This is a genomic window from Flavobacterium selenitireducens (assembly GCF_014748335.1).
Taxonomy (GTDB): Bacteria; Bacteroidota; Bacteroidia; order Flavobacteriales; family Flavobacteriaceae; genus Flavobacterium; species Flavobacterium selenitireducens.
Genome location: NZ_JAAVIY010000010.1, coordinates 23198 through 47851, shown reverse-complemented (window position 1 = coordinate 47851; position 24654 = coordinate 23198). Strand labels below are relative to the sequence as shown.

The window sequence follows — 24654 nt, the reverse complement described above, 5'->3', positions numbered from 1 at the left end:
TAGAAAATTAAATATGTTAAAAAAGGAGTTCAGCAATGATAGATTAAATAATGCAACCTGGTATAGCTTTTGGTTTATTGGGTTTGCAATATTTGGTTTTGTTATACTCTTTCTTCAAATAGCTTTTTCAGATAAAATATCGCCAACCTACGGTGTTGTCGGTGATGCTTTCGGTGGTGTTCTTAGTCCAATAATCGGTATTGCTTCTGCAATACTTACTTTCTTAGCATTCTATATGCAGAAGAAAGCAAATGATATTTTAAAAAAACAATTTAAAAAGAACAAGAAAGACGAACATATAGATTTTGTTTTCAATAATTATAAGTCTCGCATTCTACTAATAGCAGATGAAATTAACAATTTCAATGTTTCATTTCATGGTAATACTTTAATTTCAAAAATTGAATTACTAGCAAAACGAACTGATAAGAAATATAACTTTATTGGAGGGCAAGCTATCAATTTATTCTTGATTGAGTTCTTTAGAATTAAAGAAGAACACGAAAAAAATGGTACAAAGGAAACTGTAAAAATCGATGATTCTTCTTTTGGTGTATTACTACAAATCAATTCCGCAATTTCTAGTTATTACAAAGTTTGGAAAGCTGTATATAATTCTGATTTGAAGAAAGATTTTAAAGAGGAATTAGAAGAACTTCTTGCATTTGTTTACTATTCAAAATTAAATTACTTTTTCTCTTTTCTATTGAGTAAACATTACGAAAAGAATACTACCTCGCAAATGAAAGAGATATATGATTTTTATTTAGTAAAATCTAAACCAGTATTAGATGCAATCAATAAATCGATTGATAATAACGATAGTTAAACAACGATGTAGCATAATAAAATTTTTGCACACATCCCCACTTAAAAAACTCTTATTCAAAAATACTATTCAATCGTTCATTAAGTGCATCCGATTTTTTAAAGTCAAATCCCGTCTGCAAATACTTTTGAGTTGTTGCTAGATTTGTATGACTGAGAGCGATTCTTATATCGTTTAGGTTTATACTATCCATTGTTAAAAGTATATTGGTAAACGTAAATCGTGCGGAGTGTGTTGTTGGATTCGGTAATGTCAAATCATACTTTTTTGACATTCTTTTAATTTTAGCGTTGTAAGACGTAAACTTACTTTTATAAAGATCGAACTGCTCTTTTGTAAATGGTTGCTTTTTATCGTATCCGTTGAAAATGTTAGACTTTATAAAATCCTTAAATAACAATTCATCAGGATTTTGCTTTTTAAAGTATTCAACTATTTTCATTCTCGCAGTTACGCTAATTTCTCTAAGTAATGAATAAGAATATCCGATTAGATTTTTTATCTCTTCATCTGACTTTTTAATAACGAAACCTTTGTATTTCTCATACGGTGAATCAGGACTAAGTAAAGTATCTGATTCTAATTTGTCTAAATAACCTTCTGCTCCAATATGAGCGTAAATTTTTCTAATACATTCGTTGTAAGTAAGATTGTCGAAATAGCCCTCATAACTTTGCTTTAGCTTTTCGATTAAATCTCCCATCCCAATAACATCCAAGATCACTTTCACCAACTGAGTATTATAATTTAACTTCATTGAAGTTCCGGTTTTCATTTGGATATATTCGATAGCGTTTCTGTTTGTGAAATTGCTATTCTTCAAAAGCATCATATCCGAACATCTGAGACCATTCCCTAAAAAAGAAAATAAGAACATTCTACTTTCAATAAAATATCCATCAGTTGGTTTTATTGCTTGTAAAGCTTTAATGTCTTGCTCTGTCAGTATTTTTTTCGGTTTACCGATAACCTTTATTTTGTGTCCATAAAACGGATTGACTTGAGTATAAATATTGTCCTTTGCAGCACTATTAAAAATAGCTGAATAAGTATTAAGATATAATCTTAAGGAAGAGTCTTGCAATCCTTTTTGCTTGAAATACGATCTCATTCTTAAAATGAAGTCATTATCAAAATCTTCAAACCTAATATCTTTCCTACCAATCGATGATAAATAAATTTTGAGATTTGCCAAACAAGTGTTGTGAATATTGATCGTGCTGTGATTGGATAGCATACTTTTCTTATATTCAAAGTAAGATAAGAAGGTGTAAGACGTTTTTTTGTTGTCGAATGGGTTACGCTTTAGATTTACCTCGATCCTCTCATTAATCGATTTGTAATCGATTTTCTTGGTCGGAATGAATCTTTGAAATCGTTTATCATAGAGATCTTCAAATTGTTCCCTAGTCAATGTAAATTCCAGACTTACTTTGGTACGCTCTGCTCCTCTCCTGTATAGAACATGCAAATAACCTTTTTCGTCTCCTTTTCTCTTCTCGCTGAATATAACTGACGCTTTTACATCCATAATATCTGATCTTGGACGTAAAAATAAGAAAGTAAAAATGACGGTGGGCACAAAGTGGGTAAAATATTTACCCACTTTAACATCTTAAGTCGAATGCGCAAATTATTTAAATCATTGTTTTTGAGTGGATTTAAAAACACACAAGCAGAATAAATTTTATTTATGTGTTGCATGCGCAAAAATACTTCAACAATTTAGATTGGGAAACTCCTCGCATAAATTTTTCTTAACAGATGGAAATTGCAGGCGAAATCGTTCGATTATCCGTTATCATTGCACTATGAAAACACTTTTCGCCCTTCTCTTCGCCTCAATCTTCAGTGCCGGATTCGCCCAGGAAAAGCCGTTGACGCTCATTTTTAAGGAATTCGGATGGACGGTTTCGATCCCTCCTGACTATAAAAAAATGAAAACCGATCAAGAAGACATGCTGTTGGCCTACGAAAAAGACCAGTCGCACAATATACAGGCGTATTGGGAAGAATTCGATGAATCGAAAGACGGCAAATACGTAGATGCGTTGCGTTCGGCCAAAAAAGACGTGACCGATGCCGTGAACGAGCAGCTTCCGGGATCGGGAATCACGACGGAGACTGAGGAAACCATCGACGGGAAAAAATTCGCAGTCTTTACCTCAAAGGTCACGCTCGATGCCACATTTTCGATCTATACCGTCACATACGCCAGGGTTTTCGGAAAAAAAGCGGTCAGTATCAATTTGACGTATGCCGATGCAACCGAAGGCAAGAAATTAGCGGATGCCGTCCGGAAATCAACGTTCAAAAAATGACGAACCTGCTTCCGAAAGATGGCGTCGTGCACTATTTCGCATCGGCAATCCCGGATCCCGACGCGTATTTCGCTGCCCTCCTGCGAACCATCGATTGGAAAAACGACGAAGTTTCGATGTTCGGGAAACGCATCATCACCAAACGCAAAACCGCCTGGTATGGCGACAAACCTTTCGATTATACGTATTCCAAAATTATGCGGACCGCTTTGCCGTGGACTACAGAATTACTGCAACTCAAGGCCATCGTAGAAAAAATATCGTCCGAAACCTATAACTCCTGTTTGCTGAATTTGTACCACGACGGATCGGAAGGCATGGGCTGGCACAGCGACGACGAGAAGGAAATCGTACGCCATTCCGCCATCGCATCGGTCAGCCTCGGAGCCACCCGAAAGTTCGCGCTGAAACACAAAGCGTCGAAAGAATCCGTCTCGCTGGAACTCCAAAACGGAAGTTTGTTGGTCATGAAAGGCGAAACCCAGGAAAGTTGGCTGCATGCCGTTCCCAAGTCTTCAAAAATTACCGAAGCAAGGATCAACCTGACATTTCGCAAAATGGCGTGATTTAACTTTTTTGGCAGAAAATATAGCGTCTCACGTCGTGTAAAAACCCGAACTTCGGCAGACCTAACAGGTATCCCAAATCCTGTTAGGTCTCAAGCCGAACCGGTCGAAAAACATCGCAAAAACCAACCCACCTGTCCGAAACTTATACTACGCCCCGACTTTCCCCGTTACCTTACCAACAGCAATACGTTAATAAAAAACACTAAAGCGCGATTTTGCCCGTTTAAAAAATGTGCATTTTTGTTCAAGACAAATTAAAACCGAATTTTCTCTATGCAATTCCTCACTTTACTGCTCCAAGATCCGCAACCGGTCCAAGACACCATCGCTAATGCGCAAAATGCCGCCGGCGCCGCCACTGTAGCCGTAACTGAAAACGTCTCCTATCTCGACTTCGTGCTCAAAGGCGGAGCGATGATCTACCCGCTTATCGTCTTGCTTTTCTTTTGCATCTACGTCATCGTCGAACGCGCCATGACCATCAAGAAACTCGGCAAGCAAGACCCGAACCTCATGAGCGAAGTCAAAGCCCAGCTTCGCGCCGGTCGCATCGACAACGCGTTGATGTTGTGCAGCCGCGACGGGAATTCCACAGCTGCGATCCTGAAATCGGGAATCCAGACCATTGGCCGTCCGATCTCGGAAATCGAATCTGCAATGGAGAAAACGGCAAACATTGAAATCGCCAAAATGGAAAAAGGCCTCGGCTATCTGGGATTGATCTCCGGTGTGGCGCCAATTCTGGGATTCATCGGAACGATCGCCGGAGTCATTAAGATCTTCCACTCGATTTCGACGACAGGAAACCTGAACATACAAACCATATCAGGCGGTCTCTACGAAAAGATGATCTCCTCGGGAGCCGGCCTTGTCGTGGGCGTCATCGCCTATTCGGGCTATCACCTATACAACATGGTCATCGACGGTTTCACGGTCAAAGCCGAAGCCCAAACCTTAGAAATCATCAACGTAATCCAGTCTCCAGATGGCAATTAAACGAAAAAGGCGCTTCCATCCCGAGTTGTTCTCGGCTTCGATGAGCGACATCATGTTCTTTTTGTTCCTGTTTTTCCTCATCATCTCGACGCTGGCCAACCCTAACGTGATCAAGTTGACGCTCCCGAAAGCGGAATCGACCGAAACCACGAAAAAGGATCACCTGACGTTGTCGGTAACACCGGAAAAACAATACTTTCTCAATAAAGACAACATACCGTTCGATCAACTCGAAATGGAACTGGCCGCGCGCACGCAAACCACAGGCGACAAAAACGTCGTGATCAGGATTCCTGCCGACCTCATGGTCCAGGATTTGGTCGACCTGATGCAAATCGGAGTGCGGCTCAAACTCAATTTCGTGATCGCGACAGCCAAGAATTAATGATACGAAACCTGCTTCTCGTCGCTTTAGGTGGCGCCATCGGGAGCGTGTTGCGATATCTCACGTCGATTTTCGTCAGCAAATATTTCCCGACGGTATTTCCCTGGGCAACTTTGGTGACGAATATAATCGGTTGTTTCCTGATCGGGTTTTTCGTCGGGCAACTTCAAAAAAACGGCCTCTTCGACTCGGGTTACAAATGGCTGCTCGTCACTGGTTTCTGCGGCGGATACACCACTTTTTCCACATTCGGGCACGAAAACATCACATTATTCCAAAATGGCAACGGCGCATTGGCCTTCGCCTATATCGCCTCCAGCGTAGTCGTTGGTTTGGGCGCGGTTTGGCTCGGGCTTTGCGTTTCGGGCGTAAAACTGTAAGGAGCCGATCCCGCTATACGCTCTTAGTCCTCGGTCCAAAAAGCTTATTTTATTAGGGCGGGGCGCGGCTTCCTGCGGTCGCCGCGCCCCGCCCCAAAAATATAGCTTTCGTCCCTGCGGGCTAACCGCTGCTATCGGGGCTAGGCCGACGGTCCACAGCAGGATCATATTCCGTTACAACCGTCGAAAATGAACCGCTGATTCGCCAATCTGCAAACTACACCAAAACTTTCGCGTGGTCGCGTTGCAAGACGTGAATGCCTGAATCGAAGTGAGCCGAATCAGGGAACTGCGGTTCCTGAACCTACAAAGCGTAACCCTAAGCAAATCTGTGTTGTCAGCATGTCAACGTTCTAAAATCGCACTCACAATGAATTCCCAAAACATCCTCCAAATTTCAAAAAAAATGTAAATTCGCAACCTATGAACGAACGTGATTTTCAAGAAATCAACGCCTTGCTGGCTTCCCCGAAAAGCATTGCCATCATCCCGCATCGCAGCCCAGACGGTGACGCCATGGGCTCGACCTTAGCGCTTTACCACTTTTTGAAAAAATTGGGGCAAAACCCTACGGTGATCGCCCCGAACGAATTCCCTGATTTCCTGGCCTGGCTGCCGGCCTCCGAAACCGTCCGGATTTTTGAAAAAGACAAAGAGGGCGTCGCCAAAATCCTCGAAGAAGCCGACATCGTTTTTACGCTCGACTTCAACGCCTTGCACCGCACCGGTGAAATGGAACACACCCTGGCACGTCTCAAGGCGTTGTTCATCATGATCGACCATCACCAAAAGCCAGACGCTTACGCCACGTACACGTTTTCAAACACGGCTTACGGCTCCACTTGCGAGATGGTGTTCGATTTCATTTCGGGCCTTGGCAAAAAAGACCTGCTCGACAAAACGATCGCGACCTGCATTTACTGCGGCATCATGACCGATTCGGGATCGTTCCGCTTTCCGTCTACGACGAGCAAAACGCATCGCATTGTGGCCGACCTTATCGACCTGGGTGTCGAAAACGGCTACATACACAACTCGGTTTACGACAGCAGCACGTATAACAGCCTGCAATTGTTGGGTCGCGCGCTTTCGAAGCTGAAGATCATTCCAGCTAAAAAAACGAGTTATACCTCGTTGACCGCTCAGGAACTCGAAGACTTCCAATACGTGAAAGGCGACACGGAAGGCATTGTCAACTACGGTCTGAGCCTCAAGGGAATCGAATTTACCGCGATCTTCATCGAGCACAAAGATGAGAACATCGTCAAGATTTCGTTCCGGTCAAAAGGAACCTTCGACGTGAACCAATTTGCGCGCAACCATTTCAACGGAGGCGGGCATATCAACGCGGCCGGAGGAAAATCGTTCAGTTCCCTCGAAGAAACAGTCCACAAATTCGAAGGACTGGTTTCCCAAATCTCAATCTGACACTATGAAAAAGACCAAAATAGCGCTGCTTTTAATGCTCTCGGTATTCGCCGTTTGCTGCAGCCAACAACAGCCTCGTCGCCCGATTTCCCAGTCTTCGGGCACGTTCATGAAAGAATCGGCGGAGCGCAACAAAAAATTGATCGCCGGGGAAGAAGACAAAATCGACTCCATCATCAAAAGCGAGCCAAACCGCAAATACACGGGATCCAAAAAGGGATATTGGTATACGTACATCAAGCAAAATACTACCGACACGATCCGTCCCAAAAAAGGGGACGTCGCGTTTTACACTTACGAACTCAGCGATCTGGACGGCAACGTGATTTACAGCGCTCTCGAATTGCGTCCCCAGGAATACCATGTAGACAAGGAACAAAAAATCATCATGGGATTGAGGCACGGCATCAAACTGATGCGCAAGAATGAAACCGTGCGCTTCCTGTTCCCGTCCCATATGGGATACGGCTATCACGGCGACAACAGACGCATCGGCCACAACCAGCCGCTGATTGCAACCGTCACCCTGACCGACATCAAACCTGAAAACCAAACTACTACCGAATAAATGAAAAAAATTGTTCTCGTTCTTTTCGCCATTTCCTGCGCGATGACTTCCTGCAAAGACGAAAAAAGCGACCTCGCCGACGGGCTTTACGCCGAAATCACGACCAATAAAGGCAAAATCCTGTGCGAACTTGAATACCAGAAAGCACCTGTGACCGTGGCGAATTTCGTGACGCTGGCCGAAGGTAAAAATGCATTTTGTTCCGACGAGTTCAAAGGCAAACCCTTTTACGACGGCTTGAAATTTCACAGGGTCGTGCCCAATTTCATGGTACAGGGTGGCGATCCTTTGGGCAACGGTACCGGAGGCCCTGGTTACAAATTCAGCGACGAGTTTTCGGACCTGACGCACGATCGCGCCGGGACACTCTCCATGGCCAACGCCGGGCCAGGAACCAACGGCAGCCAATTTTTCATCACCCACTTGCCCACCCAACAACTCGACGGCCGCCATTCGGTTTTTGGATATGTCGTGACCGGCCAGGACATCGTCGACTCCATTGCGATGGAAGACGAAATCGAGCAGGTGAAAATTATTCGCGTAGGGGAAGCCGCAAAGCGTTTCGACGCGGTCAAGACCTTCCGCGATTACTTTTCCCAGGAACTTGACGGACAGAAAAAGCAAGCCGCCCAGGCTGCCGAGTTCGAAAAAGCCTATACCGAAAAATACAAGGCCCAAATTGACGAGAAGCTTGCATCGTTCGCCAAATTGCGCCAAACCGCCAAAAAGCTGCCGTCGGGCGTTGAAGTTGCCATAATCAAAAAAGGATCGGGCGAGAAACCGGAGAACGGGGCGATGGCGCTCATGAATTACGCCGGTTTTCTTGAAAACGGGCTGTTGTTCGACTCCAATATCATGACCATTGCGGAACAGTTCGGGAAATACGACCGCAACCGCGAACAAGGCGGCGGCTATTTACCGGCGCGTTTCGTCTACGGGCCGCAGGGACAACTCATTCCGGGATTCAAGGAGGGAATGTCGCAATTGTCATATGGCGACAAAGCGGTGTTTTTCATACCTTCGGCAATGGCGTACGGAGCCGCGGGTGCTGGAGGCGTAGTTCCTCCGAACGCGAACCTGATCTTTGAGATCGAGATGTTAAAACTTGACCAGAACCAACCCAAAAATAATCATCCATAAAAATTAAAAAGATGAAACGTAAAGCGATGTTGTTGTTGCTGCTGTCGTTCTCGATGATGCAGGCACAAGTCAAAAAAACGACGAACAAGACGGCGGCGAAGACTGCTGCAACGAAGTCGGTTGCCCCGAAAAACGATGAAGGTCTCTTTGCTGAAATGGAAACTTCGAAAGGAAAGATCGTACTCCAGCTCGAATACCAGAAAACACCGATAACGGTTGCCAATTTCGTGTCTTTGGCCGAGGGCGACAATCCCCAGGTGAACGAAAAATACAAAGGGAAGAAGTTCTACGACGGCCTCAAATTCCACCGCGTACTCAAAGATTTCATGATCCAGGGAGGCGATCCGCTTGGAAACGGTTCGGGCGATCCCGGTTATAAGTTCAAAGACGAAATTGTCTCGGATTTAAAACACAGCGGTCCCGGAATTCTCTCAATGGCCAATTCAGGCCCGACAACCAACGGCAGCCAGTTTTTCATCACGCACAAAGAAACGAGCTGGCTCAACGGCAAGCATACTGTTTTTGGACATGTGGTCAGCGGACAGGACGTCGTGAACAACATCGCCCAGGACGATATCATTACCAAAGTCACGATTGTCCGAAAAGGGAAAGAGGCCAAAAAATTCAACGCTTCGAAAATTTTTGGTGACTACTTTGCCAACAAAGCCAACGAAGAAAAGCTTAAAAACGAAAAAAGTGCTGCCCAATCGGCCGCAAAAAAGCAATATCTCGACGGATTGCGCGCAACGGCAACCACGCTTCCGAGCGGGCTGTCGTACAAGGTGATCAAAACGGGAACGGGTGTCAAGCCAGCTGCCGATTCCCAGGTTTACATTTATTACGCTGGTTATTTCGCCGACGGAAAACTGTTCGACAGCAATTACGAGCAAGTCGCCCAGGAAAACGGCCAGTTCGACGCCAACCGTGCCGCTGGCGGAGGTTACAAGCCTTTTCCGTTCAAGATCGGGACAAAGACCGGTATGATCCAAGGTTTTATCGAAGGCATTGAAAACATGAACATGGGCGACAAAGTTGTAGTGTTCATCCCATCTAAACTTGGATATGGAGAAGGCGGACGCGGCCCGATTCCACCCAATACGGATTTGGTGTTCGAGATCGAAATGGTCGACAAGCAGTAAGCATAGTCGTTTATGAAATAGCAAGTCCGGTCATGTGCCGGACTTTTTTTATGGTTGGTTTTGGAAGCGGATCTTTAATTAAATCGCATCTTCTATCGAAAACCGTACCCGCGTTAGGGGCTGAAGCGATAGCCCGCAGGCACGAGGACTTTAGCGGAAGACCCGACGGCGGTGGCCAGAAAGTGCGATTTAGGAAAAAAGTCAGAACCGCCGGAACGCCCAAATCATCTGAACGCCCATTCGACCTCGTCTTTGTCGTTGAAAACGGCGCCCATTTCGACTTTAGCGATGGTTCCGAATTCTTCCTGCAAGATCAGCCAGTTTGCTTCGTTGAAGTGGTTCGTGGCAAGATCGAAACGCTCGGTTTCCCAGGTTTTGAACGCTTTGGGCAGCAGTGGCTTTACGTTCTCGACGGTTTGCCCTATCAGTTTTTGTCCGCCTAATTCGAGTTCGGGATTTCCCGAAATAAGGTAGCCGAAGCGATAACTCTCGTCCTCGTAAAACGTCAGGCGCAGTTTGAGCGCGTTGTAAACGTGGATGGCGTTGTTGTCGTCGTCCTTGAAGTGAAGGTCGGATTTGCCGATGGCGCTTTCTACATCGCTGATTTTCATTCCGAAGAGCAAATTGGCGATGCCTTTTTTGGGTATAAGTTGCATAATATTTTTTATAAAAAATCAGAAACGAAATTTGGTTTAAACCATAGAAAAAAATTTAATTAAACAATTGAGGAAGTTAAGGTTAGTTAAGTGTTGCGTACGCTTTACGCTTGAATCCCTTAATGATTTAAAAAGTCAAACGCTTAACTCTCCTTAATTCCCTTAATTGTTTTAGAAAAAGTCAAATGCTTAACTCTACTTGATTCCTTTAATGGTTTAGAAAAAGTCAACGCTTAACTAGCCTTAATTCCCTTAATTGTTTAAAAAAAAGTCAAATGCTCAACTCTCCTTAATTCCCTTAATTGTTTAGAAAAAGTCAAATGCTTAACTCAACTTGATTCCTTTAATGGTTTTGAAAAAGCCAACGCTTAACTAGCCTTAATTCCCTTAATTGTTTAGAAAAAGTAAATGCTTAATTCCCTTAATGGTTTAAAAAAGTCAAACGCTTAACTCTCCTTAATTCCCTTAATGGTTTAAAAAAAACCAACGCTTAACTAGCCTTAATTCCCTTAATTGTTTTAAAAATAGATAAACAATAACGCTCCCTAATTCCCTTAATTGTTTAGAAAAAGTAAATGCTTAACTCTCCTTAATTCCCTTAATGGTTTAAAAAAGTCAAACGCTTAACTCTCCTTAATTTCGTTAATGGTTTAAAAAAGTCCAACGCTTAACTCTCCTTAATTCCCTTAATTGTTTAGAAAAAGTAAATGCTTAACTCTCCTTAATTCCCTTAATGGTTTAAAAAAGTCAATGCTTAACTCTCCTTAATTCCCTTAATGGTTTAAAAAAGTTAAACGCTTAACACTTCTTAATTCCCCTAATGGTTAAAAAGCACGAAAACAGCATCAACCAAAGAAAATCAATAAATAAATTCGCCGAACTCGCTGCTGATCGTCAACTTTTTACCTTCGAAAGCCTCGACGCGTCCCACGATTCTAGCATCGACGCCAAACGATTTTGAGATATAGATGATGTCCTCGGCGATTGCCTCAGGAATGTACAATTCCATGCGATGGCCGCAATTGAACACCTGGTACATTTCCTTCCAGTCGGTTTTAGATTGTTGCTGTATGAGCCTGAACAAAGGCGGAACCGGAAACAGATTGTCTTTTACGACATGAACGTTGTCGACGAAATGCAGCACTTTGGTTTGGGCGCCGCCGGAACAGTGAACCATGCCGTGAATGTCTTCTGGATAGTATTTCGAAAGTATTTTCTTGATGATCGGCGCATACGTCCTGGTTGGCGAAAGCACGAGCTTTCCGGCGTCGATGGGCGAACCTTCGACTTCGTCCGTCAACTTTACGTTGCCCGAATAAACGAGGTCGGATGGAACAGCGGCGTCGAAACTCTCCGGATAGCGCTCCGCAAGGTATTTCGCAAAGACATCATGTCGGGCGGAAGTCAGTCCGTTGGAACCCATTCCACCGTTATACGATTTTTCGTAAGTCGCCTGTCCGAAAGATTCCAACCCAACGATAACGTCTCCGGGACGGATCCTGGCATTGTCTATCACTGCAGACCGTTTCATTCTCGCCGTGACCGTCGAATCGACGATGATCGTGCGGACGAGATCGCCCACATCGGCAGTTTCGCCTCCGGTGGAATGTATCGTGACGCCAAAAGTTTTGAGTTCTTCGATGAGTTCTTCGGTCCCGTTGATGATGGCCGCCAAAACCTCGGCAGGAATCAGGTTTTTATTGCGTCCGATTGTTGACGAAAGCATGATGTTGTCGGTCGCGCCAACACAAAGCAGATCGTCTATGTTCATGATCAACGCATCCTGGGCAATGCCTTTCCAAACGCTGAGATCGCCGGTTTCCTTCCAATACATATAGGCCAAAGCCGATTTCGTTCCGGCTCCGTCGGCGTGCATCACGAGGCAATAATTACCATCTCCGGTCAGATGATCGGGCACGATTTTGCAGAAAGCCTTCGGGAAGAGCCCTTTGTCTATGTTTTTTATCGCGGCGTGAACGTCCTCTTTTTCGGCGGAAACACCGCGCTGGGCGTAGCGTTTGGAAGTATCTGTCATGGTTTGTGTTGTTCGCGCAAAGATAAGTATTGGTTGTCGATTTGTCGATCGGTTGTTTTGTTTATTTGTTCGTTTGAACTTTTGTGTCCTCAATCAGGTTCGGAACTTTGAATTCTCCGATCATGTCACTTGTTTTTGCGTCCCTCATTATCTAATTGTCTAATTATCTAATTATCAAATTCGCTAATTAACCGCTTCACTAATTAAAAAGAATCTCAATCTCAACCCTCCTGTTTTCATCCATTTCTTTTTCGTTCTTTTCCGGAATCGGATGCAGTGGTCGTGAAACGCCGAATCCGCGGTAGGAAAGCCGTTTGGCAGCGACGCCATTGCGCAATAAAAAATCGTAAACCGACTTGGCCCGTTGTGTGGAAACGAACGAGTAATCTTTCTCCTTCACGGTTTGGCAACAGATATGTCCTTGAATTTCTATCCGGAGGTTAGGGTTGTCGTTCATTATCGCAAGCAGCTCGTCGAGTACGGGACGGGACTTGGGTACGAGCTGGTCGCTCATGTTGAAAAAATTGAAATTCGGCAGGCGGACTTTTTCCCCGACTTTGGCGTCGATCATTTTCTTTTTCAGTCCATTGGTCGGCTTGGCGGTTTCCTGATCGCGAGCGATTGTGTAAAGCACTGCCACTTTGCGGTTGTCGCTGAGATCGCGGGATTGTTCGAAATCTTCGCCATATCCTTTTATCAAAAGGTTTCCCGATGTTGCGACCTGGCGACTTTTGAGATATTCCGCTACGGCATTGGCGCGTTTTACCGACAGGCTGTCATTGTATTGCGAACTGCCGATGCGGTCGCAATAGCCATAAATCGCATCCACTTGCGAATTCGGATGCTGCGAAATCCAGTTGTCGAGCTTTTGCTTTTCGGAAAGTTCGAGATCGTGGCGGTCGAAAGCGAAGAACACTTCGGTCTTGTCTTGTGCCGATGCGATCGCCGAAGCGAGGAACAGAATGGTGCCAAATAGTTTTTTCATCGTGGGACGGATGCGTTAGCGATTGTAGTGGACATCCTTTTGCGTAGCCTGCGCAGCAAAAGATGGAAGCGGAAAGCGCGGCGGCGGCTTGAACAAATGCGACAGCTTTTGTCAAGCCGCCGAAACGCCCAAAAAATCAATTTGAAATGATCTCGATTTCGACGCGTCGGTTGGCGGCGCGTTCGGCTTCGTCTTTTTCGGGAATCGGATGCAACGGCGCCGTCGTGCCCAAACCTTTGTAGGAAAGGCGCGATTTTTCTATATCGTGCGACATCAGGAAATTGTAAATCGCGAATGCGCGTTTGGTCGAAAGGTCGGTGTGATCTTTCGGGCTGCAGCACAAATGTCCCTGGATGTCAATTTTGAGATTCGGGTTGCGTTGCATCACGAGCAACAGTTCGTACAATTTACTGCGAGAGGCCGGGACGATCGCGAACGTATTGATCACGAAATTCAGGTTGGCGATCGTGAGTTTGTCGCCTTTCACGGCGTTGGTCATCTGGCGCATGAACGCTACGTCGAGCTTGAACTCGGACTTGGTGCCGTCCGGATTGTCTACCGTAATTTTTTCCGGATACGTCACTACGCGTTTTTGAGGTTCGGCGACGGCTTCCGGCTTAATGCCGAGTATTTCGTTTTCGCGCGGCAAATCTTTGGCCTCGAGATAATAAATCGTGGCTTTGCGGTTTTCTGCCTTGTTCTTCGAGTGTTGATGAAGTTCCCCAAAACTGCGCGTCTTGAAGTCTTTGCGTATGCTGATCTTGCCGGAAACGAATTTGAAGATCGCATTCACACGCCTTTGGGAAAGCGAATCGTTGTGGGTCGTCGTGCCATCTTCGTCCGTATAGCCGTTTATGGCGACGATTTTGACGTCTTTGTTGGCATCCATCCATTTTTGCAGCCGTGCCGATTCGGTCTTTTTTAAATCGTGCTTGTTGCTTTCGAAGTAAACCGAAAATTGTTGCTGTCCGTATCCGACGGAACCGGCGAACAACAGGAATAACAGGGTTTTTAAGAATTTCATCGGGGATTGTTTGGGATATTCGAAAGATACATAAAATAAAAATCAGGTACGAAATCGATTTCTATATATTTGCGCCAAATCAAATCATTTTTATGAAAAAAGCAGTACTCCTCCTTTTACTGTCAGCGGGTTACGCCGAAGCACAGTCGGTGGTGCAATCCGTCAATTCGGGCAGTATCATTGGGACATCCGGCTCGGTTTCTGTTGGCGAAATCGTCGTCGTGCCGGTCAGCCCGAACCAATCCCAAAGCGGACTGATCGGCATCCTGGCCCAAAACAGCCAGCTCGAAGTGACCGACTTCTCTCCTGCACCCAACGTCGTGGCCTACCCTAACCCGACGACGGCCGGCATTTCCTTTAAAACCGAGCGCAACCTCATAGGCGAAAAAGTCTCGATTTTCGACCAATCGGGAAAATTGGTATTGCAGCGCCTCATAGGGAGCGAGAACAACCTCGACCTGAGCAGTCTCGGAACCGGGATTTATATGATCCGCTTCGACAATAAAACATTCAATTCCTTTAAAATCGTAAAACGTTAAAATGAAAAAAATACTACTCTCAAGCGCACTTTTTTTAACCTCGTTATTGTTCGCTCAAGTCCCTCAAGGCGTTTCCTATCAGGCCATCGCCCTTAACGGATCTGGGAATGCGGTCGTGAGTTCCAACGTCGGGCTGCGCCTTTCGGTGCTCAATACTTCGGCTACGGGAACGGTCGCCTATTCGGAAACGCATACCAAAACGACGAATGCGCAAGGTTTGTTCAATCTTGTGATCGGACAGGGAACACCAATCTCAGGAACTTTCGCGGGCATCAACTGGGCGACTGGATCGAAATTCCTAAAAGTAGAAATGGACGCGGCAGGCGGAACCAACTATGCCCTGGTGGGCACGACACAGTTGTTGTCGGTTCCCTATGCGATGGCAGCGGGAACGTTGGCAGGCACCTCGAGCGGTTCCACTTTGGCGGATCTTGTCCAGGAGAGCCAGTACACGAATTTCGGTTTCATCGATTTCGGATCTGACACTGCCTACGTTTACAACGCCACGACAGGAGCCTGGACGAACCAGCAATTTTCGGCTTCAGGTTCGCCTGAATTAGTTTCGACCGAAGGCAATTTTGCGTTTATCGATTTCGGATCGGATACCGCATATGCATTCAGCGCGGCGACAGGAACTTGGGTGAGCCAGCCATTTTCGTCTACCGGATCGCCTGAATTGTTCATTTCTGGAGCCAACTTCGGATTCATCGATTTCGGTTCCGACAAAGCTTACGTTTTCAATACCAGGACCGGAACTTGGAGCAACCAACAATTCAGCGCGTCGGGTTCTCCGGAACTGGTTGGCGTCGATGGTGCCTTCGGGTTCATCGACTTTGGCAGCGACAAAGCCTATGCATTCAGCCCAAAAACCGGAGCATGGCACAATCAGCAATTCAGTGCGTCGGGTTCTCCAACTTTGGTTGTCGGCATCGGCTCGTTTGCGTTCTTGGATTTCGGAACCGACAAGGCCTACGTTTTTAACCCGGCGAACGGAACTTGGGTATCCCAGCAGTTCTCATCTTCGGGTTCGCCTGAGCTCTCCCCGTCCAATAACTGACCTGAATTTTCCTTGAATAGAAAAACCCGCCTCGAAAGAAGCGGGTTTTTGTTTATCTGATACCAAATATTATCGCGTGAACAACAATTCGCGGTATTTGGTAAGTGTCCAGGTTTCGTCGTCGACCAAAAGCTCCAGCTTGTCGCAATGTTCGCGGATAACGTCGAAATACGGTTTTACGGTATCGCAATACGCAGCGGCCATTTGTTCGGCACTTGCAAGGTTGTTGGCCGTTTTGCGTTCTTCGGTCATGGCTTCCACGTTTGAGTTGATACCTTCGATATGGGCCGAAATCTCCTTGATCAGTACGATCTGCTCCTTGGCGATTTGCTCGAACTCGTTGCCGAAGATTTCCTTGAGGCCTTTTACGTTCTCGATCAACGTATTCTGATATTTGATGGCCGTCGGAATGACGTGGTTGCGGGCGATGTCACCCAGGACACGCCCTTCGATCTGGATTTTTTTCGTGTATTCCTCGAGTTCGATCTCGTAACGCGCTTCCACTTCGACATGGTTCATGACGCCGAGGCCTTCGAACAAGTCCATTGCCTTTTTAGACACTTTAGCCTTCAATGCCTCCGGAGTCGTCTTGTGGTTGCTCAGTTTTCGCTTTGCAGCCTCGACCTGCCAATCATCGCTGTATCCGTCGCCTTCGAAAAGAATGGCCTTGGTTTGCTTGATGTATTCGCGCAAAACGTTGAAGATCGCCTCGTCTTTCTTGAGGTCTTTTCCTTCGATTAGCGCATCTACTTCTTTTTTGAAGTCGATCAGCTGTCTTGCCACGATCGAGTTCAGCGTCGTCATCGAGACGGCACAGTTCGCGGACGAACCTACTGCGCGGAATTCAAATTTGTTCCCGGTGAACGCGAAAGGCGATGTGCGGTTGCGGTCCGTATTGTCGAGCAGGACGTCTGGAATTTTGCCTACGACATTGAGTTTGAGGTCGGTTTTTTCTTCAGGTGAAAGCTTTCCGTCGGTTACATTCTCAAGGTTTTCAAGGACTTTGAACAATTGCTGTCCGATAAAGACCGAAATGATGGCCGGAGGCGCCTCGTTGGCACCCAAACGGTGATCGTTCGAGGCCGATGCGATGGACGCACGCATCAATTCTTCGTAGACGTGGACCGCCTTGATGGTGTTGATGAAAAATGTCAGGAATTGCAGGTTGCTCATCGGCGTCTTGCCAGGTGCAAGCAAATTGATGCCAGTGTCGGTTGCCAATGACCAGTTGTTGTGTTTCCCCGAACCGTTGACTCCCTTGAACGGCTTCTCGTGGAAAAGCACTTTGAAGAAGTGGCGCTCGGCAACTTTCTGCATCACATCCATCAACAGTGAATTGTGGTCGACGGCGAGATTCGTCTCTTCAAATATCGGCGCAAGCTCGAATTGGTTGGGCGCAACTTCATTGTGGCGCGTCTTTACCGGAATTCCGAGCAACATGCATTCGTTTTCGAGATCGCGCATATAGTTAAGGACGCGCGTAGGGATCGATCCGAAATAGTGATCTTCCAATTGTTGACCTTTTGCCGATGTATGCCCCAACAGCGTTCGTCCCGTCAACAAAATATCCGGACGCGATGCCGCCAAGGCCGAATCGATAAGGAAATATTCCTGCTCCCAACCCAAAGTGGGTGTGACTTTCTTTACGTTTTTGTCAAAATATCGCGCCACTTCGGTAGCCGCGTCGTCAATTGCGCTCAACGCACGCAACAAAGGCGCTTTGTTGTCGAGTGCTTCACCCGTATAGGAAACGAAAACCGTCGGGATGCACAACGTGGTTCCGTAGATGAATGCCGGGGAAGTCGGATCCCAAGCCGTATAACCGCGTGCCTCGAACGTATTGCGGATTCCTCCGTTGGGGAAAGACGAAGCGTCCGGCTCTTGTTGTACAAGCTGGCTTCCGCCGAATTTTTCAACCGGGTCCAATCCGTCGAAAGACGTTTCAAAGAATGCATCGTGCTTTTCTGCGGTCGCGCCGGTCAAAGGTTGGAACCAGTGCGTGTAATGCGTCACGCCTTTGGAAAGGGCCCATTCCTTCATACCCATTGCGATGTAGTCAGCCAGCTTGCGGTCGATTTTGGACCCGTGCTGCACGGCGCCCTTGACTGCCTTGTAGGCTTCTGAGGTCAGGAATTGGCGCATCGCCTTGTCGTTGAATACGTTGCTCCCGAAAATGATGGATTTTCTGTCGAGTTCTTTCACTTCGACGGTTTGTCTTCGCGAGGATTCTTTCAAAGATTGAAAACGGAAAGTTGACATAAGTTGCTTTTTAGTTTAAACGCTGATTATTGCGATGGCAAATATACGTCATTTTATTTTCAAAAACCAAAATACCCTTTTTTAAAGGGGGCTGCTTTACAAAATAGATAGTTTTCACCAACCACACCCTTTAAATTAACCGATACCCACTTATAAAATCATTACAAAACATAAATGTGCGATTCGACGCCATCGATTCTTAACCCAACGTTAATAAGGTTAAAACCGTCATAACTCCACCCAGTCCCTATTTTAAATTGGGTACTTTTAGGGAAATAACACCACTAAATAACATAGTCATGAATAAGAAAGCAATTATTGCAGGTGTCGCGATAGGAGTCGCCGCACTGACAGCCGCGGGCATCATCGCATATCGCAACCGATCCAAAAAAGCGAAAATCAAGGGAACCGTCGAAGATTACTCCGATAAGTTCAGGTCGAAACTCAACAAGCTCGAGAAAAAAGCGAAAAAGGAATACGCCCAGATCGTCGGAGATGGAGAAGATTTCGCCAACAAGGCAAAAGAACGGGCCTCTCAGTGGGCCAACAAGGCTGGCGCCAATTTATAGATTTAAGCGACTTTCGGGTCGCTTTTTTTTCACACATAATTATGCAACGAAACCAAACGATTGTATAATGGGATTCATGGTATTTACAAGAAATTTGAAAACCTGAAATTGTACGAAAATACAACCAGGGACACAACTATAACAACACACCGTACACAGCCATGGAAAATTCGAATATGCACAACAAAACAGGGAACAACAGCAAGTTCCCTTTCTATTTGCCCCAGGATTTCTTTTTGGACAGCAAAAAGTCCAAAAAAGATGATGCACTGCCTGAAATCCTATTCCTGACGACGTTCCCGCCGCGACAATGTGGTATCGCTACGTATTCTGAAGACCTTATCCAGGCAATGGAGAAGCAGTTCGTCTATTCTTTCGATCTCAAGGTGTGTGCTTTGGAAACTAATAAGGAGCAACATACCTACAACGACCCGAAAGTCAAATTTGTCCTCAATACGTCCAACGAGCAGTCCTATGCAGATTTGGTCGCCCAGATCAATTCCGACGACAATATTAAAGTGACGCTCATTCAGCACGAATTCGGTTTGTTTGCCGATAATGTTCCGGCTTTCAACAAATTCCTGACCGACGTCAAAAAACCGGTAGCCGTCGTATTCCACACCGTTTTACCGCGACCGGATGATGCATTCAAGGCAAATGTCCAACATATTCTCGATACGGTCGACGGCATCATCGTCATGACCGACGATGCCGCCGAAATTCTCGTCCGCGATTACGTGATTGCCCGTGAAAAAATTACCGTAATCGCCCATGGAACGCACCTTGTTCCCCACCTCGACAAGGCGATGCTCAAAGAAAAATATGCAATTGGCGAACGCACGGTGCTTTCCACTTTCGGATTGCTGAGTTCTGGAAAAAGCATAGAGACTACGCTTGACGCCCTGCCGACTATCGCCAAAACAACTCCTGATGTGCTATTTCTCATCATCGGTAAAACGCATCCAACGGTAGTGCTCAGCGAAGGCGAACGATACCGGGAATTCCTCGAGCAGAAAATCGTCGACCTGAAACTCGAAAACAACGTGAGGTTCGTCAACGAATACCTTCCGCTTGAAACGTTGCTTGAATACCTCCAGCTAACCGATATTTATCTATTTACCTCGAAAGACCCTAACCAAGCGGTAAGCGGAACGTTTTCGTATGCCTTGAGTTCAGGCTGTCCGGTAGTTTCGACTCCGATCCCGCATGCAAAAGAATTTTTGTCGGACAACGCTGGACTTGTGTTCGATTTCGGAAACTCCGAACAGTTGGCCGAAGCCGTAAACCGTCTGATTTTTGACGTGGAACTACGACAGGAAATGATTTCGAACGGATTGCACAAAATTACGGGAACGGCTTGGGAAAATTCCGCCGTGAAACATGCCAAATTTCTGCAGAAAATTTCGAAAGACGAAATGGAATTGCATTACCGAAATCCGAAAATCAATCTGGAGCACATCAAGAAAATGACCACCGGTTTCGGTATGGTACAATTCTCTAAACTCAATCAACCCGACATCCACACAGGATATACGATTGACGACAATGCCCGCGCCATGATCGCGCTTTGTCAGCATTACAAGTTCAGACGCGATTCGTCCGACCTGAAATATATAGGAATTTACCTCGATTATATTGCCTATTGTGAGCGTCCGGATGATTTATTCATCAATTACGTCGATGCAAACAAAAACATTACGGAGCAAAACTTCAACGAAAATCTTGAAGATTCTACCGGCCGCGCATTGTGGGCATTGGGTTACCTGATTTCCCAGGCCAAGATCATGCCTGCCGATTACATTGCAAAAGCCACGGCGATTTTCGAGCGTGCGATTCTGTGCGCCCACAAGACGCATTCGCCGCGTTCGATGGCCTTCATGATCAAAGGGTTGTACTATTACAACCGATCGGTCAAAAATGAGGATACCGTGGCAATCGTTGGTCTGCTCGCGAACCGCTTGGTAAAACTGTACCACCACTCAGCCTCTTCAGACTGGGCATGGTTCGAAGGATATCTTACCTATGCGAACAGCGTGCTTCCCGAAGCTTTGCTTTGCGCCTATTCTGTAACGCGAAACGATGTTTATAAGGATGTTGCCAAAAAGTCATTTGATTTCCTTTTGGACAAGACATTCTGCGAAGATGGCATCAAAGTGATCTCGAACCGAAGCTGGATGATGAAAGGGGAAATTTGCGAAGAATATGGCGAACAGCCAATAGATGTCGCGTATACGGTCATCGCTTTGCGCAAATTCCACGACATTTTCAAAGACCGCAAATATCTTGTCAAAATGGAAATGGCCTTCAATTGGTTCCTCGGAAACAACCACTTGCAACAGACCATTTACAATCCATGTACAGGCGGCTGCTTCGACGGGCTCGAGGAGCACAACGTCAACCTCAACCAGGGAGCCGAATCTACCGTGAGCTATCTGATGGCACGCATGATGATCGACAAGTACTTCGGCAACGAAAACCAATTGTACCACCGACGGAAATCGCGTTCGTACAAAGAAAAGTTGGCCGTCAACTAAATAAAAAAAGAGAGCTTTAACGGCTCTCTTTTTTTTGTCTGACTTGTTATTACTTTTTAGCTTTCGCTTTGGCTTCCAATTCAATAATTTTGCTTTCGTCGATTCCGTAGGCTTTAATAACGGCCTTGTAATCGTTCAGGTCTACTTTGACCGCAGACTTGGCAAATTGCCCGGGAATCACCACAACCCGGAAAACCTGGTTGGAACGAAAATCGGGAGAAACGCCTGCAAGGTCAAATCCTTCCATATAAACGTTTACGTCGAATTGCGTATGGTCAAATCCGTACATGAAATCAAGCGTCCCGTCGTCAAAGTAGAACGTCTCCGGAAGCGGCTTCCAGACATCTTCCTGGTTGACGACGTTGGCGAGTCGGTAAACAAGAACGTGATCTGAAGCTAGAAAACTATCCGGAAAGTCAAAGAACACGCCAAAATCGCCAGCAGGCGTAAAATTCACATTGGTAATTTCGTAAACGAAGGCTTCTTCTCCAGGGGCGCCAGCCGGGCCCGGGTCGCCTTCGCAACCAGTTAAAGCGGTCACTCCTGCGAGAGCGAAGAGGTAAAGTAACTTTTTCATGATTTTTAAATTTATGGTTATCGATTGTTTCTAAAAGTACGCGTTTCACAAACCGTACCAAAAAATAAAATGTTATAGGTTTGATAATTTTAGAGCCGTTTACGCACACTTGCAAACCTCGAAAAAACCGAATTCGCTATCTTTGTGAGATGGACGAAAAACTCTTCATGGTGATGCTCGGTGCTACTCCCAAAGGCCGGCTTACCGAACAGCACGACATTTTCTTCGGCATTGCGGTTTCATTGAAAGAATTGGTTCCTCAAATGAAAGCGTTCTGGCCGGATACTCAGCTCCATATCGATGCCTGGCGCGAGGTCACGGCTGTCGACGGGTTTAAAGTCGAAGTAATCGAACGCGAACCGGCCGAATCCCAGCAACATCTTTTTTTCATCAACCTCGGCGGTTATCGAAAAGGGGAATTTGAAGAATACCACTATAAGGTGCTGGCCGTTGCCGATACGATGGCCACCGCATCGAAAGTCGCCAAATCGACCGCGTTCTACAAACATTTCGGTTTCAAGGGAGCCGAATCCCACATAGACGACAAATACGGAATTGACGTTGACGACATTTTCCGCGTTTCCGACATTCTTTCTCCCGAGAGCAAACAACGTTTTTCGCTGCGTTTTACCAGAGCGGATGAACCGGCCGAAGACGAGCTCCACATCGGGTACGTCAGGATTGAAAAATTACTCAAGTCATAAAAAAAACGCCTCCTGGAAACGGGAAGCGTGACTGGTTGAATTTAATTGCAATTCCGGTTCGCCCAAATCAGACGAAGCTCGAACCAATTGACTCGACATCGGAATGAATGCGCCTTTAATGGCCGGACCCTTTTTCTTCCGAAAGGCTTTTTAGATGGTCAAGGGCGCGTGGCCAGGTTTTCTCGAAAAATTCGGCATATTCGCCATCGACGTCCATCTCCACGCTGACCTCGGTTTGCCCGTCAATTTCAGTCAGCGTGTAATCTTCGGTCGATCCCGCCCAAGCCTTGACTTTATCGCTTTCGGTATCTTCCTTCCCGTCCATGATTTCGCCGATGTGGCGGAACGACAGAAATTCAGGTTCTCTTTTTTGGGCGATTTCGGAGATCATCCCGTCTCCGTTCACGTCAAGGAACAATGCCCTGCTGCCCAGTTGCCAATCGGTTTCGACTTTTGATCCCGGCGCGAATGCCGATGTCCATTTCGGATAGGTTTCCGTTCCCCATAACGTATCCCAGACTTTCTGCCGTGTGGCGTCAATCGTAGTTTTAAAGGTTTTGCGTTCCATATTGAGTTTGTTTTTATTGGATTATTTCGATGCGGACACCCGCCAGATGTTGCCGGTCTTATCGTCGGTGACTAACAGCGAGCCATCCGAAATGAAAGTCACGCCGACCGGTCGCCCTTTTACTTTGTTGTCGCCGGGATCGACGATGAACCCGGTAAGGAAGTCTTCCATCTTGCCCGATGGTTTCCCGTTGCTGAAAGGTACGAAAACAACTTTGTATCCGGAAAGCGGTTCCCGGTTCCAGGAACCGTGCTGTGCGATGAATGCCCCGTTTTTGTACTTGGCCGGGAAACGGTTTCCTTTATTGAAAACCAATCCGAGTGAAGCGGTGTGCGAGCCTAGGTCGACTTCGGGAGCTATCGATTTCTTGATGAGTTCCGGCTTCGAATCCTTGACGCGCGGATCGATGATCTTGCCCCAATATGAATACGGCCAACCATAAAAGCCGTTTTCTTTGACCGATGTCAGGTAATCCGGCACCAGGTCGTTCCCGAGCTCATCCCGTTCGTTGACGGCTGTCCAGAGCGTGTTGCTTCCCGGCGCCCAATCCATTCCGACAGGATTGCGCAGGCCTGAGGCAAAAACTTTGAGTCCCGATCCGTCCGGATTCATTTCGAGGATGGAAGCCCTGAGTATTTCGGTGTCCAAGCCTTCCTCGGCAATGTTGCTGGCCGAACCTACGGCGATGTAAATTTTGGTGTTGTCGCCATTCGCGATGATGTTGCGCGTCCAGTGGCGGTTGACCTTACCTTCCGGCAAATCGACAAGTTTGCGGCCTTTTTCGGTGATTTTTGTCTGACCCGACTTGTACGGATAGCGCATTACCGCATTCGTGTTGGCCACGTAAAACCAATCGCCTATCACGAGCATACCGAACGGTTGGTTGAGCCCGTCCTCTTTGGTCAAAAACGTTTCTCGGATCTCGGGCTTTCCGTCTTTGTCGGCATCGCGCAACAAGATGATGCGATCGGCGCTTTTGGATACGTTGTTGGCTTTTCCGGCTCCGATTATCTTGGCTCCGACCTGTTTCGGGACACTATAATTTGAATTGCTCTCGGCCACGACCAGGTCGCCGTTGGGAAGTTCGTACATCCATCGACAATTTTCAAAACCGCCTGCGTATTTGGCGACGGTAAATCCGGCTGGAGCTTTCGGCGTCTCGTTTTCCTTCCATCCGATGACGTTCGAGTAATTGGTCACGGACTTCGAAGCGAACGGCTCTGGAAGTTTGTTGTCGCTTATTTCGGCGTCCGGTTTGGCGGCAGCCTTGTCTTGTTTTTTTTGCGAACATGCCATCAGCGGAGCGACGAGCACAAGCGTGGCGAGTAAATTTCTGGAAATCATATCGTTACTTTTCCTAAAAGTACGCACGTCGCGACAAATTTTTTTATA

24 protein-coding genes are annotated in these 24654 nt (G+C 46.4%); 15 read left to right on the top strand and 9 right to left on the bottom strand.

Going from position 1 to position 24654, the window contains the following annotated elements:
* The first annotated feature begins 13 nt into the window (after positions 1-13).
* Positions 14-829 (top strand): hypothetical protein, encoded by an 816-nt coding sequence (locus tag HC229_RS13850; RefSeq protein WP_191021093.1) that lies wholly within the window; start codon positions 14-16, stop codon positions 827-829.
* 52 nt (positions 830-881) lie between these two features.
* On the opposite strand, the gene HC229_RS13845 is transcribed toward HC229_RS13850, so the two are convergent.
* Positions 882-2360: a phage integrase SAM-like domain-containing protein gene (locus HC229_RS13845; RefSeq protein WP_191021092.1), complete on the bottom strand. Its 1479-nt coding sequence runs from the start codon at positions 2358-2360 to the stop codon at positions 882-884.
* Between the two features lie 280 nt (positions 2361-2640).
* Between HC229_RS13845 and HC229_RS13840 the strand changes: the two genes are divergently transcribed.
* From HC229_RS13840 to HC229_RS13800, 9 genes are all read left to right on the top strand, one after another.
* On the top strand, positions 2641-3150 hold the full coding sequence (locus HC229_RS13840; protein WP_191021091.1) for a hypothetical protein: 510 nt from the start codon (positions 2641-2643) through the stop codon (positions 3148-3150).
* A complete protein-coding gene (locus HC229_RS13835; RefSeq protein WP_191021090.1) occupies positions 3147-3716 on the top strand; it encodes an alpha-ketoglutarate-dependent dioxygenase AlkB family protein in 570 nt (189 codons plus the stop codon). Before HC229_RS13840 ends, HC229_RS13835 begins: the two co-directional genes overlap by 4 nt.
* A gap of 276 nt (positions 3717-3992) precedes the next feature.
* On the top strand, positions 3993-4715 hold the full coding sequence (locus tag HC229_RS13830; protein ID WP_191021089.1) for a MotA/TolQ/ExbB proton channel family protein: 723 nt from the start codon (positions 3993-3995) through the stop codon (positions 4713-4715).
* Positions 4705-5100, top strand: a complete 396-nt coding sequence (locus tag HC229_RS13825; protein WP_191021088.1) for an ExbD/TolR family protein — start codon at positions 4705-4707, stop codon at positions 5098-5100. Before HC229_RS13830 ends, HC229_RS13825 begins: the two co-directional genes overlap by 11 nt.
* Entirely contained in the window at positions 5100-5480 is a 381-nt protein-coding gene (gene crcB, locus HC229_RS13820) for a fluoride efflux transporter CrcB (protein WP_191021087.1), read from the top strand. Before HC229_RS13825 ends, crcB begins: the two co-directional genes overlap by 1 nt.
* Positions 5481-5903: 423 nt before the next feature.
* Positions 5904-6908, top strand: coding sequence for a DHH family phosphoesterase (locus tag HC229_RS13815; RefSeq protein WP_191021086.1), 1005 nt, complete (start codon positions 5904-5906; stop codon positions 6906-6908).
* Between the two features lie 4 nt (positions 6909-6912).
* Complete coding sequence (gldI, locus tag HC229_RS13810; protein ID WP_191021085.1) at positions 6913-7476, top strand: gliding motility-associated peptidyl-prolyl isomerase GldI; 564 nt, start codon at positions 6913-6915, stop codon at positions 7474-7476.
* Positions 7477-8616, top strand: a complete 1140-nt coding sequence (locus HC229_RS13805; protein ID WP_191021084.1) for a peptidylprolyl isomerase — start codon at positions 7477-7479, stop codon at positions 8614-8616.
* Positions 8617-8627: 11 nt separating this feature from the next.
* Positions 8628-9755 (top strand): peptidylprolyl isomerase, encoded by a 1128-nt coding sequence (locus HC229_RS13800; protein ID WP_191021083.1) that lies wholly within the window; start codon positions 8628-8630, stop codon positions 9753-9755.
* Positions 9756-9979: 224 nt separating this feature from the next.
* Here the strand turns inward: HC229_RS13800 and HC229_RS13795 are convergent, their stop codons facing one another.
* From HC229_RS13795 to HC229_RS13780, 4 genes are all read right to left on the bottom strand, one after another.
* Positions 9980-10411, bottom strand: coding sequence for a hypothetical protein (locus HC229_RS13795; RefSeq protein ID WP_191021082.1), 432 nt, complete (start codon positions 10409-10411; stop codon positions 9980-9982).
* Between the two features lie 859 nt (positions 10412-11270).
* Positions 11271-12446 (bottom strand): AIR synthase related protein, encoded by a 1176-nt coding sequence (locus tag HC229_RS13790; RefSeq protein WP_191021081.1) that lies wholly within the window; start codon positions 12444-12446, stop codon positions 11271-11273.
* A gap of 199 nt (positions 12447-12645) precedes the next feature.
* Positions 12646-13431: an OmpA family protein gene (locus tag HC229_RS13785; RefSeq protein ID WP_191021080.1), complete on the bottom strand. Its 786-nt coding sequence runs from the start codon at positions 13429-13431 to the stop codon at positions 12646-12648.
* Between the two features lie 136 nt (positions 13432-13567).
* Positions 13568-14455, bottom strand: coding sequence for an OmpA family protein (locus HC229_RS13780; protein ID WP_191021079.1), 888 nt, complete (start codon positions 14453-14455; stop codon positions 13568-13570).
* Positions 14456-14547: 92 nt separating this feature from the next.
* Between HC229_RS13780 and HC229_RS13775 the strand changes: the two genes are divergently transcribed.
* Together HC229_RS13775 and HC229_RS13770 are read left to right on the top strand one after the other, a co-directional pair.
* Positions 14548-14994 carry a T9SS type A sorting domain-containing protein gene (locus HC229_RS13775; protein ID WP_191021078.1) on the top strand — a complete coding sequence of 149 codons (447 nt, stop codon included), beginning with the start codon at positions 14548-14550 and terminating at the stop codon, positions 14992-14994.
* Position 14995: 1 nt separating this feature from the next.
* Positions 14996-16051 carry an NHL repeat-containing protein gene (locus HC229_RS13770; RefSeq protein ID WP_191021077.1) on the top strand — a complete coding sequence of 352 codons (1056 nt, stop codon included), beginning with the start codon at positions 14996-14998 and terminating at the stop codon, positions 16049-16051.
* Positions 16052-16120: 69 nt separating this feature from the next.
* Here HC229_RS13770 and HC229_RS13765 read toward each other — a convergent pair whose 3' ends face one another.
* Positions 16121-18310 carry a glutamine synthetase III family protein gene (locus HC229_RS13765; RefSeq protein ID WP_191021076.1) on the bottom strand — a complete coding sequence of 730 codons (2190 nt, stop codon included), beginning with the start codon at positions 18308-18310 and terminating at the stop codon, positions 16121-16123.
* Between the two features lie 299 nt (positions 18311-18609).
* Here HC229_RS13765 and HC229_RS13760 point away from each other — a divergent pair, with 299 nt between their 5' ends.
* Positions 18610-18879, top strand: a complete 270-nt coding sequence (locus tag HC229_RS13760) for a hypothetical protein (protein WP_191021075.1) — start codon at positions 18610-18612, stop codon at positions 18877-18879.
* A gap of 176 nt (positions 18880-19055) precedes the next feature.
* Complete coding sequence (locus HC229_RS13755; protein WP_223845618.1) at positions 19056-21413, top strand: glycosyltransferase; 2358 nt, start codon at positions 19056-19058, stop codon at positions 21411-21413.
* A 49-nt stretch (positions 21414-21462) separates the two neighbouring features.
* Here HC229_RS13755 and HC229_RS13750 read toward each other — a convergent pair whose 3' ends face one another.
* Positions 21463-21990 carry a hypothetical protein gene (locus tag HC229_RS13750; protein ID WP_191021074.1) on the bottom strand — a complete coding sequence of 176 codons (528 nt, stop codon included), beginning with the start codon at positions 21988-21990 and terminating at the stop codon, positions 21463-21465.
* A gap of 149 nt (positions 21991-22139) precedes the next feature.
* On the opposite strand from HC229_RS13750, the gene HC229_RS13745 reads away from it, so the two are divergent.
* Entirely contained in the window at positions 22140-22694 is a 555-nt protein-coding gene (locus HC229_RS13745; protein WP_223845617.1) for a DUF1543 domain-containing protein, read from the top strand.
* Positions 22695-22809: 115 nt separating this feature from the next.
* Here HC229_RS13745 and HC229_RS13740 read toward each other — a convergent pair whose 3' ends face one another.
* Both HC229_RS13740 and HC229_RS13735 read right to left on the bottom strand, forming a co-directional pair.
* Positions 22810-23262 (bottom strand): SRPBCC family protein, encoded by a 453-nt coding sequence (locus tag HC229_RS13740; protein WP_191021073.1) that lies wholly within the window; start codon positions 23260-23262, stop codon positions 22810-22812.
* Between the two features lie 21 nt (positions 23263-23283).
* On the bottom strand, positions 23284-24606 hold the full coding sequence (locus HC229_RS13735; RefSeq protein ID WP_191021072.1) for a PQQ-dependent sugar dehydrogenase: 1323 nt from the start codon (positions 24604-24606) through the stop codon (positions 23284-23286).
* Positions 24607-24654: the final 48 nt, after the last annotated feature.